13 protein-coding genes are annotated in these 9,772 nt (G+C 69.6%); 9 read left to right on the plus strand and 4 right to left on the minus strand.

From position 1 onward, the window contains the following. Positions 1-510, minus strand: a 510-nt coding sequence (locus ACFQ4O_RS11610) for a DUF2336 domain-containing protein (RefSeq protein WP_378775854.1), incomplete at its 3' end; no start/stop codon positions are given. Between the two features lie 337 nt (positions 511-847). Here ACFQ4O_RS11610 and ACFQ4O_RS11615 point away from each other — a divergent pair. After that, positions 848-1,039, plus strand: coding sequence for a hypothetical protein (locus tag ACFQ4O_RS11615; protein WP_378775855.1), 192 nt, complete (start codon positions 848-850; stop codon positions 1,037-1,039). Further along, a complete protein-coding gene (locus ACFQ4O_RS11620) occupies positions 1,036-1,794 on the plus strand; it encodes a hypothetical protein (protein ID WP_378775856.1) in 759 nt (252 codons plus the stop codon). The genes ACFQ4O_RS11615 and ACFQ4O_RS11620 overlap by 4 nt, the downstream gene beginning before the upstream one ends. Positions 1,795-2,003: 209 nt before the next feature. Here the strand turns inward: ACFQ4O_RS11620 and hemF are convergent, their stop codons facing one another. Then, positions 2,004-2,885, minus strand: coding sequence for an oxygen-dependent coproporphyrinogen oxidase (gene hemF, locus ACFQ4O_RS11625; RefSeq protein WP_378775857.1), 882 nt, complete (start codon positions 2,883-2,885; stop codon positions 2,004-2,006). Positions 2,886-3,279: 394 nt separating this feature from the next. On the opposite strand from hemF, the gene petA reads away from it, so the two are divergent. From petA to ACFQ4O_RS11655, 6 genes are all read left to right on the plus strand, one after another. After that, positions 3,280-3,828, plus strand: coding sequence for a ubiquinol-cytochrome c reductase iron-sulfur subunit (gene petA, locus ACFQ4O_RS11630; RefSeq protein ID WP_378775858.1), 549 nt, complete (start codon positions 3,280-3,282; stop codon positions 3,826-3,828). Positions 3,829-3,881: 53 nt separating this feature from the next. After that, complete coding sequence (locus ACFQ4O_RS11635) at positions 3,882-5,150, plus strand: cytochrome b (RefSeq protein ID WP_378775859.1); 1,269 nt, start codon at positions 3,882-3,884, stop codon at positions 5,148-5,150. A 14-nt stretch (positions 5,151-5,164) separates the two neighbouring features. Then, a complete protein-coding gene (locus tag ACFQ4O_RS11640) occupies positions 5,165-6,019 on the plus strand; it encodes a cytochrome c1 (RefSeq protein WP_378775860.1) in 855 nt (284 codons plus the stop codon). A 247-nt stretch (positions 6,020-6,266) separates the two neighbouring features. After that, positions 6,267-7,142 carry an S-methyl-5'-thioadenosine phosphorylase gene (locus ACFQ4O_RS11645; protein ID WP_378775861.1) on the plus strand — a complete coding sequence of 292 codons (876 nt, stop codon included), beginning with the start codon at positions 6,267-6,269 and terminating at the stop codon, positions 7,140-7,142. A 91-nt stretch (positions 7,143-7,233) separates the two neighbouring features. Beyond that, positions 7,234-7,989 carry a TetR/AcrR family transcriptional regulator gene (locus ACFQ4O_RS11650; protein ID WP_378775862.1) on the plus strand — a complete coding sequence of 252 codons (756 nt, stop codon included), beginning with the start codon at positions 7,234-7,236 and terminating at the stop codon, positions 7,987-7,989. Beyond that, positions 7,986-8,348, plus strand: a complete 363-nt coding sequence (locus tag ACFQ4O_RS11655) for a tRNA-binding protein (protein WP_378775863.1) — start codon at positions 7,986-7,988, stop codon at positions 8,346-8,348. Before ACFQ4O_RS11650 ends, ACFQ4O_RS11655 begins: the two co-directional genes overlap by 4 nt. A gap of 31 nt (positions 8,349-8,379) precedes the next feature. Here the strand turns inward: ACFQ4O_RS11655 and ACFQ4O_RS11660 are convergent, their stop codons facing one another. Both ACFQ4O_RS11660 and ACFQ4O_RS11665 read right to left on the minus strand, forming a co-directional pair. Next, the gene (locus ACFQ4O_RS11660) at positions 8,380-8,694 is read right to left on the minus strand and encodes a DUF3072 domain-containing protein (RefSeq protein WP_378775864.1); all 315 of its coding nucleotides are present in this window, start codon (positions 8,692-8,694) and stop codon (positions 8,380-8,382) included. Between the two features lie 135 nt (positions 8,695-8,829). Beyond that, entirely contained in the window at positions 8,830-9,336 is a 507-nt protein-coding gene (locus ACFQ4O_RS11665) for a BA14K family protein (RefSeq protein ID WP_378775865.1), read from the minus strand. Between the two features lie 220 nt (positions 9,337-9,556). Between ACFQ4O_RS11665 and ACFQ4O_RS11670 the strand changes: the two genes are divergently transcribed. Then, positions 9,557-9,772, plus strand: a 216-nt coding sequence (locus ACFQ4O_RS11670; protein WP_378775866.1) for a hypothetical protein, incomplete at its 3' end; no start/stop codon positions are given.

Consider the following 9,772-nt stretch of genomic DNA (forward strand, 5'->3'; position numbering starts at 1 on the left):
CAGCGCCCTCTGCGTCAGAGCGGCGAGGGTGCGGTCGCTCGGCGTCACCGCCGGGTTCGCGATCAGCGCCTCGAGCACGCGGTCGTCGCGGTGATGGGCGAGCAGGCGCACCATGTCCGGGTCGACGTCCGGCCGGCCGGCGAGCGCGCGGGCCTCCAGCCCGCCGCCCTCCAGCGCGATGGCGAGCAGCAGGTGCCGCGGCGCCTTGGCGGAGCGGGACAGGATGGGGGCCGCGACCTCGAACTCGTCGTCCAGCAGGCGGCGGATGACCGCGTCCGGAGCGCGCTCGTCGTCGGCGAGCTTGCGCGCCACCACGGCGCGCGTGTCCGCGCCCACGACGCTGAGCAGCTGAAGCGCGAGCTCCTCATAGCGCGCCAGCTCTTCGGGCGCGTGATGGGGCTTCTGCACGAACAGGTCCGTCAGCACCCGGAGCAGCGTCGGCCGTATGTCCACGCCGTCCTGGCGGGACAGGCGCTGAAGAGCCTCGACGGGCAGCAAGTCGTCGCTCATTGGCCTTCCGTGCGGGGAATCACGCCGAGGGAGACTGGCCTCCCGCTCCGTCGTCGCGTGTTCGGACGCTAAGGCGCTTATGCTTAGCGCCGGGTTAAAGCGCCGCGAGGATAGCTGCGTCGCGCCCCGCGCGCGATGGCGGTCCCGAAATGACACAGCGCCGTCACACGGCTGTGGCCGGCGGGCAACGATGGTTGCGGGGTAAGGATGCGGGCGGTTTCGGTAACCTCTCGTTAACCAATCCGGCCGCTCAATCGGTGTCAGAAAAGCCCGGCGGCGGGCGATCCCGCCCCCGGGGTCGCCATTGATCCGATCCCTCCTGGCAGGGAGTGCCGCCATGGGTCTCGTGCTTGCCTTCCAGACCGCGTCGCGGCGGTCGTCGTCCTCCGCATCCTCCAGCCGTCGCCCGGCGTCCCGCGCCGCCGACATCCTGCTGTTCACCGGCGTGCGCTACGAGCGGCACGACGAGGGACAGGCGCATTCGTTCCCGCCGCCCGCGCCGGCCGTCGGGAGTGCGCCCGCGTCGTGATCGTCCCCAAGCTCCGGGCGGCGACGCCCGGAGCCCGGGCGACGCTCATCCTCATCGGCTGCGCCGCGCTGAGCGCCTGCACGCCGCCGACCGGCGACTTCGGCCGCGTCGAGCCGAGCGTGGTGCACGACCGACTGCTGCCGGCGCTCGGCCTCGAGGCGGCCCGCCAGCGCGGCGAGCCCGTCTCGTACTACCGCCTGACCGATGCGGAGCGGACGATGCGCGCCCTCGGCTGGGGCGTCGTGATGCCGCCGCTGCCCGAACAGTGGCGCGAGCGGACGCTCGTGGAGTTGCGGCGCACCCGCGTGCTGCCGGCGGAGCGCGTCCGGCTCGAAAAGGAATCTTACGTCCGCACGCTGCTGGCGATCGACTACCGGTCGAGCGGCGCGCGCTACGCCAAGCTGATCGATGACGTGCGCGCCGACACCGACCGGATCGAGCCGTTCTTCGCGGCCGCGGCCAAGGTGGCGGAGGACGATCGCGTGCGCGCCCGCGCCGCCGATCGCGTGCCCGAACTCACGCCCGACGAATCCGCCAATGTGGACGGCCGCATCGCCGAGAACGGGCTGATGATCGCCTGGGTGCGGGACTCCTTCGAGGAACGGCTGATCGCCTACCGCTACGCCCTCGACCGCTTGGTGTTGGAGACGCCGGACCGCAAGGCTGTGGAGGCCGAAGAGGCGATCGCCACCTTCGCCAGCGTGCTCCGAAGCCTCCGCCCGCTCGGGCCTGCGAAGGGCGTGTTCAAGGGCTGAGCGGCGGGAGTTTCAGCCCTCGCCCGCAAAGACCACCAAGCGCCGCTTTTTCTTGTCCCGGCCTTGAGCCGGGACCCAGAGCCGCCGACCTGTGAGAACGAACCTCCCCGCTCGTCGCGCCCTGTTCTGAAGCGCCGACGTGTCTGGGTCCCGGCTCAAGGCCGGGACAAGGAAGGGGCGCGCGGCTCGACGACCTGCACGCCGGCGCCTTACGGCCAGGCGGCGACCGGGGGGAGGGACGACAGGATGGAGGCCACGTTGCCGCCGGTCTTGAGGCCGAAGATCGTGCCGCGGTCGTGCAGCAGGTTGAACTCCACGTAGCGGCCGCGGCGAACAAGCTGTTCGGCGCGGTCGGCCTCCGTCCAGTCCCGGCCCATGTTGGCCCGCACGATCTCGGGATAGATCTCCGCGAAGCGCTCGCCCACGGAGCGGGTGAAGGCGAAGTCGGCGTCGAAATCGCCGGTGTTCACCCAGTCGTAGAAGATGCCGCCGATCCCGCGCGGCTCGTTGCGGTGCTTCAGGAAGAAATACTCGTCGCACCACGTCTTGAACTTCGGATAGTCCGCGGGCGCATGGCCCTCGCAGGCGCGCGCCATGGCGGCGTGGAAGGCGATCGCGTCCGGGTCGTCCTGGCTCCGCCGCCGGTCGAGCACCGGCGTCAGGTCCGCGCCGCCGCCGAACCACGCCCGGCTCGTCACCACGAAGCGGGTGTTCATGTGCACCGTCGGCACGTTGGGGTTCGCCGGATGGGCGATCAGCGAGATCCCCGAGGCCCAGAAGCCCGGCGCCTCGGCGGCGCCGGGGATCTCCTTGCGGAACTCGGGCGCGAACTCGCCGTGGACGGTGGAGACGTGGACGCCCACCTTCTCGAACAGCCGCCCCTTCATCAGGCCCATGACGCCGCCGCCGCCATCCGCGCCGGTGTGGTCGACGCGGGACCATGGCGTGCGCTCGAACCGGCCGGCCGGGCCGTCGCCGGGCGCCTCGTCCTCCAGCGCCTCGAAGCTCGCATGGATGCGGTCGCGCAAGGTTTCGAACCAGGCGCGCACGCGGGCCTTGCGGTCGTCGAGCTCGTGCGGGGGCGGAAGCATGGCGCCGATCTCCGGACTGTCGGGAGGGGCTGTTTACGCGCGCCCGCGGCCGATTGGGAAGCGCCAAAACGTTCGGGCCACCGAGCCGAAAGCCTCCATGGCCATTGCGTGGCGCCGAAGTTGTGATCGCGGCGCAAATGCGGCCGGCGCTGTTTCCGATCGCTCTGCGGCGCAGCAAAAAACTGTGCGGATGCAACAGCTTTATGCTGCGCCTGCGACTTATCGCCCACAGCCTGCGACAACCTGTCTCGGCTCCTGCGACTCTCTGGACAGCTTGCGACCTTAGTGCGAGATAACGCAGCAAGATCAGAGCTGTTCAAATTCAGAACGGCCAGACCACGGACGGGGCCTCGACGCTTCGAATTCGTTGGTTTTCGAGTGAGGAGAACGCCCGGTGTCCACAGAACCGACTCGTCGGGACTTCCTCTATCTGGCGACCGGCGCGGCCGCCGCGGTCGGGGGAGGCTTTCTGGCGTGGCCGTTCATCGCCCAGATGAACCCGGACGCGTCCGCGCTCGCGCTCGCCACCAGCGAGGTGGACGTCAGCCAGATCGCCGAGGGGCAGGTCGTCACCGTGAAGTGGCGCGGCAAGCCGGTCTTCGTCTGGAACCGCACCGCGAAGCAGGTGGAGGAAGCCGCCGCCGTCGATATCGGCCAGCTTCCGGACCCGCTCGCCCGCAACGAGAATCTGGATCCTGACGCGCCCGCCACCGATGTGAACCGGGGCGCGAAGGGCAAGGAGAACTGGCTGGTCGTGGTGGGCGTCTGCACCCATCTCGGCTGCGTGCCCACCAGCCAGCAGGGCGAATTCGGTGGGTGGCTGTGCCCCTGCCACGGCTCGCACTACGACACCGCCGGACGCATCCGTAAGGGACCCGCTCCGGAGAACCTGCCGGTTCCTCCCTTCGCCTTCGAAGGCGACACCAAGCTCACGATCGGCTGAGCGGCGGCCGCCGGTCCCTTGCGGCTGGCGGAGTTCCAAAAGCGAGCATCACGATGCAGGGACATTCCACCTACCAGCCGAAAGGCGTGGCCAAGTGGTTCGAGGATCGGCTGCCGATCGTCGGGCTGATCCATTCAAGCGCGGTCGCCTATCCGGTGCCGCGCAACCTGAACTACTTCTGGACCTTCGGCGGCATCCTCACCTTCATGCTGGTGTCGCAGATCGTCACCGGCGTGGTGCTCGCGATGCACTACACGCCCGAGACAACCAAGGCGTTCCTTTCGGTGGAAAGGATCATGCGCGACGTCAACTACGGCTGGCTGCTGCGCTATCTGCACGCCAACGGCGCGTCCATGTTCTTCATCGCCGTCTACATCCACATCTTCCGTGGCCTCTATTACGGCTCCTACAAGGCGCCCCGCGAGATCCTGTGGATCCTCGGCGTGCTGATCTTCCTGCTGATGATGGCGACCGCCTTCATGGGCTACGTGCTGCCGTGGGGCCAGATGTCCTTCTGGGGCGCGACCGTCATCACCAACCTGTTCTCGGCGCTGCCGGGCGTGGGCACGGCGATCGTCACATGGCTGTGGGGCGGCTTCTCGGTCGACAACCCGACGCTCAACCGCTTCTTCGCGCTGCATTACCTGCTGCCGTTCATGATCGCGGGCATCGTCGGCCTGCACATCTGGGCGCTGCATCACGTCGGCCAGAACAACCCGACCGGCGTCGAGGTGAAGGACTTCCGCAAGGAGACCGTGCCCTTCACGCCCTACGCCACGCTGAAGGACGCCTTCGCGCTGGTGTGCTTCATCGCCTTCTTCTCGTGGTTCGTGTTCTACACGCCGAACTATCTCGGCCACGCCGACAACTACATCGAGGCCAACCCGCTGGTGACGCCGGCGCACATCGTGCCCGAATGGTACTTCCTGCCGTTCTACGCGATCCTGCGCGCCATCCCGTCCAAGCTCGGCGGCGTGCTGATGATGTTCGGCGCCATCGCGGTGCTGTTCGTCCTGCCGTGGCTCGACACCTCCAAGGTGCGCTCCGCCAAGTACCGGCCGATGTTCAAGATCTTCTTCTGGATCTTCATCGCCAACGCGCTGCTGCTGGGCTGGCTCGGCTCGCGGCCGGCGGAGGAGCCCTACGTCACCATCTCGCGCTTCTCCACCTTCTGGTACTTCTTCCACTTCCTGGTGATCCTGCCGGTGCTGGGGCTGACCGAGAAGACCAAGCCGGTGCCGAACTCCATCGCGGAATCGGTGCTGGGCGGCGCCCCCGTCACGCCGGCGCCCGCCGCCGCGGCCCCCGAACGCAACGGATGACCCGGATCATGACGATGGCGAACACGACGATCGGTCGCGCGGGCCGCGCCCTGGCCGCGGCCGCCGCTCTCGGCCTGGCCGCGCTCTCCAGCGGCCCGGCGCTGGCCGCCGGCGAGACGGTGAAGCCCCCGGCGCAGAGCTGGAGCTTCTCCGGCCCGTTCGGCAAATACGACACCGGCCAGCTTCAGCGCGGCTTCAAGATCTACAGCGAGGTGTGCGCGAGCTGCCACGCGCTCTCGCTGGTGGCGTTCCGCAACCTGCACGAGGCCGGCGGCCCCCGCTTCTCCGAGGAGCAGGCCCGCACGATCGCGGAAGAGCATAAGGTCCAGGACGGCCCGAACGACGCCGGCGAGATGTTCGAGCGGCCGGGCCGGCTGTCCGACCGCTTCCCGAAGCCGTTCCCGAACGAGCAGGCGGCCCGCGCGGCCAACGGCGGCGCCTATCCGCCGGACTTCTCCCTGCTCGCCAAGGCGCGCACCTACGAGCGCGGCTTCCCGACCTTCTTGTTCGACATCGTGACCCAGTATCAGGAGCAGGGGCCGGACTACATCCACGCCCTGCTGACGGGCTATGTGGACCCGCCGGCGGGCAAGGAGGCGCCGCGTCCGGGCCTCCATTACAACACCTACTTCCCCAACCACTGGATCGCCATGGCGAAGCCGATCCAGGACGGGCAGGTGGAGTACACGGACGGGACGCCTGCGACCGTCGATCAGTACGGCAAGGACATCGCGGCCTTCATGATGTGGGCGGCCGAGCCCCATATGGCGGCGCGCAAGAGCACGGGACTGGTGGTGCTGATCATCCTGCTGATCTTCGGCGCTTTGCTCTACTTCACCAAGCGCAGCGTGTGGTCGTCGATCCACTGAGCGAGCGGACGAGACCTCACGTTTTCCGTCATGCCCGAGTTTGGTCATCGGGCGTCCACGACTTGAACGTTCAAGCTTTTGACGTCGCCAAAGTCGTGGATGCCCGCGTCTTCGCGAGCATGACGAAGGCGTCCCCCGATCCTGAACGCATCCGCGCTCTCGCTTCGGCGCGCGCCGGCCGATAAGTTCGGTGCGGAAACGGCGGGCCCCTTGTGGTCCGCCGTCGTCGTGAACGGGGGGCTGCGCGATGGCGAAGGCGGTGCTTGGGGTGATCGGCGGCTCGGGGATCTACGATCTCCCGGGGCTGGCGGAGGTGGAGACCCTCGACGTCCGGAGCCCCTGGGGCGAACCCTCCGCGCCGCTCAAGCGCGGGCGCATCGGCGCCACCACCATCGTGTTCCTGCCCCGCCACGGCGCGGGGCATCGGCTGTCGCCCTCCGACATCGACTACCGCGCCAACATCGACGCGCTGAAGCGCGTCGGCGTCACCGATCTGGTGTCGCTGTCGGCCTGCGGCTCCTACCGCGAGGACCTGCCGCCGGGGACCTTCGTGCTGGCGGACCAGTTCATCGACCGCACCTTCCGCCGCGCCTCCAGCTTCTTCGGGGCGGGCTGCGTGGCGCATGTGGCGTTCTCCGACCCCGTGGCGCCCAATCTGGTGGCGCGCGTCGCCCGCGCGGCGGCGGCGGAGGGCGTGGCCCATGTGGTCGGCGGAGCTTACGTCTGCATGGAGGGGCCGCAGTTCTCCACCCGCGCGGAATCGGTCGCCTACAAGGCCATGGGCGCCGCCATCGTCGGCATGACCAACATGCCCGAGGCCAAGCTCGCCCGTGAGGCGGAGATCGCCTACGCCACCGTCGGCATGGTCACGGATTACGACGCCTGGCGCCCGCACGAGGCCGGGGTGGACGTGGCCGACATTCTCGCCGTCATGCGCGAAAACGGGGAGAAAGCCGCCCGGCTGATCGCTCGGCTCGCCGCCGATTTCCCGGAGGAGCACGAGCCGTGTCCGGTCGGTTCGGACCGGTCGCTCGACTTCGCGCTGGTGACGGCGCCGGAGCATCGCGACCCGGCGCTGCTCGCGAAGCTCGACGCCGTGGCGGGCCGCGTGCTCGGGAGCTGACGGTCCAATCGGACGCCGGCGCCTTGGAACCGTCGGCTTCCGGGGCCACTTAAACGAGAGCGATCGCCGAGACACCTCAAGGAGACACGCCATGGCCCGCCGCCCGTCCTCCGCCGCTCAGCCGGATCCGAACGCGCCGACGCCGGCCGCGGCCGAGCCCGCCGCCGCGCCGCCGTCCGGCCCCAAACAGACGATCGAAGCCGCGCTGCTGGCGCTGCTGACGGAAAAGCCCTGGGGCGAGATCGGCCTGTTCGAGATCGCGGAGCGCGCCGGCGTGTCGCTGGCGGAGCTGCGCGCGGCGTTCCCGTCCAAGGGCGCCATTCTCGCGGGCTTCGTGCGCCGGATCGACATCGAGGTGCTGCGCCACGATGCTCGCGACATGGCGGACGAGCCGGCGCGCGAGCGCCTGTTCGACGTCCTGATGCGCCGGCTGGAGGCGCTCGCGCCTCACCGTCCGGCGCTTCGGGCCGTGCGTCGGGGCCTGAGCGTCGATCCGCTCGGCGCGGCGGCCATGAATCAGGTCGCGGTCTCGTCTATGCAGTGGATGCTGGCGGCGGCGGGCGTGCAGGAGTCCGGCCCGGTTGGGACCGCGCGGGCGCAGGCGCTGGTGCTGGTCAACGCGCGGGTGTTCGACGTGTTTCTGAACGACGAGGACGAGAGCCTCGCCCGCACCATGAAGGCGCTGGACGAGGAGCTTCGCAAAGCCGAGCGCTGGGCGCGCCGCGCGGACGACGCGTTCCGGCTGACGGCCCCGTTCCGGGCGGTGTTCGACCGCGCCATCGGCCGCCGGCGTCGGTCCCGCGATGAGGACGAGCCGCTTGCGCGCGATGACGCCGCCGCCGCATGAGCGCGGACGACGCCGCATCCCGCCCGCTTGCGAGTTTTGCGGATTTCGAAAAGCTCGACATCCGCGTCGGCGTCGTACTGGAGGCGACGCCGTTTCCCGAGGCGCGGAAGCCCGCCTACAAGCTCCGGATCGATTTCGGTCCGGAGATCGGCGTGAAGCGATCCTCCGCGCAGATCACCAAACATTACGTTCCGGACGAGCTTCTGGGGCGGCAGGTGCTGGCGGTGGTGAACTTTCCGCCGCGGCAGATCGGCAAATTCCTGTCCGAGGTGCTGACCCTCGGCGTCCCGGACGCCGAGGGCGACGTGGTGCTGCTGCGCCCGGAGCGGGAGGTTCCGCCCGGCGGGCGCCTCTACTGAGCGTTGCGGGACATGGCGCCCGGCGCGCGGTTCAGCGCTTGTTCTGGCGGGCGTCCTTGAGCTCGTCGATCGCGAGCGACGCCTCGGCCTTTGTCAGGTCCGAGCGATAGGCTTCCGCGCCGGTCTCTTCCGACAGCGTCTTGAGGTAGGAGGCCTGCGCGCCCGTCATCGGCTCGTCGCCCGACACCCAGTCGCTCGGGTCCTTCTCCGCGTTGCTCGCCGGGTCCGGCGCGGTCTTCGGATTGGCCTCGACCTCGTGGGCCTGAGGGCCCGGAGCGGACGGGTCCGCCGCGCGGCGCTCATCGGTGCGGGACTGGGGCGTGCTTTCGGGCGAAGACTGAGTCATGGGCGTTTCCGTTCGTTGTTCGTTCGCTTGGAAAACGCCTGTTTGGCCGAAGCGTTCCGGCCAAAAGAAAACCCCCGGCGCGGGGCGCGCGCCGGGGGCGGAGAAACGTCGGGCCAAGAGGGCCGACGCATCAACTCATGGGCACCGAACCTGACGACCGCCGTGTGCGGTGTAGGTGCCCGTGCGGGGATTGTATGAACGAAAACGTTGCGCGCAGTAAGAGTCTCCGCGCGAATAGCTGCGGCTGTTGGCCGCACCGGCGATCAGCGCTCCGGCCGCCACGCCCGCGATCGCCGCGGCGGCGTAGTTTCCGCGGTCCCGATCGCGATAATAGCGCCGGCCGTAATAGCGGTCGCGGTGGTAGCGGCGCCCGCCATAGTAGTGCCGTCCGCCGTAGTGTCGCCGGTTGTAATGGCGGTCGCCGCGGAAGTGACGGCGGCCGTTGTAGTGCCGGCCGCCGCGCCAGCGCCGGTCGCGCACGGTCTGGACGTCGCCGGTGGCGAGCGCCTGCATCGCCTCGCCGCGCACCTGATCGAGCGAACGAACAGGCTCGCGCGTCTGCGCCGATACGGGATCGGTCCCGGCGAACACGCCGGTCATTCCGATCGCGCCGGCGAGCGCGATGGCGAACATCTTGCGCATGGACATGCTCCTTTTTCGTGCGACGCGCAGAGCGCGCCGGTCGAGCTCCTCAGCTCTCCCACGGTCAAAGCGGCCGAGACCTGCGCGGCGTTCCGCATCGCGGATGTCACATGCTCGTGAGCGTCGAGGGCGCGACGGGCGCGGCTCGTCGCGAACGGACGCTCGAAACCGGGCGCGGAGCGCGTTACTTGGGGCGGGACGAACACGGGGAGCCCGGATCATGCGCGCGATGACGATGGCCCTGCTGGCGCTGGCCGCAGCGACGTTGGGCGCCCCGGCGCGGGCCCAAAACCGCTTCGACGGCTGGACGGTGACCTGCGCCGACGCCAAAACCGACGCGAAGGCGCACGCCAAGGCGGCTCCGCCGCCGCCGGACTGCCGCGCGGCCTCGCAGGAGACGCCGGCGTCGGGCGCGGAGGCCGTCTCGGCGGCGGTG

Origin of the sequence: Methylopila musalis (assembly GCF_042679725.1) — a bacterium.
Classification (GTDB): Bacteria; Pseudomonadota; Alphaproteobacteria; order Rhizobiales; family Methylopilaceae; genus Methylopila; species Methylopila musalis.

Excerpts from the sequence above, each read along its gene's own strand:
- ACFQ4O_RS11650 (WP_378775862.1), top strand. The coding sequence starts at position 7,234 with ATGGCCCGCCGCCCGTCCTCCGCCGCTCAGCCGGATCCGAACGCGCCG.
- ACFQ4O_RS11615 (WP_378775855.1), top strand. The coding sequence starts at position 848 with ATGGGTCTCGTGCTTGCCTTCCAGACCGCGTCGCGGCGGTCGTCGTCC.
- hemF (WP_378775857.1), bottom strand. The coding sequence starts at position 2,885 with ATGCTTCCGCCCCCGCACGAGCTCGACGACCGCAAGGCCCGCGTGCGC.
- ACFQ4O_RS11665 (WP_378775865.1), bottom strand. The coding sequence starts at position 9,336 with ATGCGCAAGATGTTCGCCATCGCGCTCGCCGGCGCGATCGGAATGACC.
- ACFQ4O_RS11645 (WP_378775861.1), top strand. The coding sequence starts at position 6,267 with ATGGCGAAGGCGGTGCTTGGGGTGATCGGCGGCTCGGGGATCTACGAT.
- ACFQ4O_RS11640 (WP_378775860.1), top strand. The coding sequence starts at position 5,165 with ATGGCGAACACGACGATCGGTCGCGCGGGCCGCGCCCTGGCCGCGGCC.
- ACFQ4O_RS11635 (WP_378775859.1), top strand. The coding sequence starts at position 3,882 with ATGCAGGGACATTCCACCTACCAGCCGAAAGGCGTGGCCAAGTGGTTC.
- ACFQ4O_RS11660 (WP_378775864.1), bottom strand. The coding sequence starts at position 8,694 with ATGACTCAGTCTTCGCCCGAAAGCACGCCCCAGTCCCGCACCGATGAG.
- ACFQ4O_RS11655 (WP_378775863.1), top strand. The coding sequence starts at position 7,986 with ATGAGCGCGGACGACGCCGCATCCCGCCCGCTTGCGAGTTTTGCGGAT.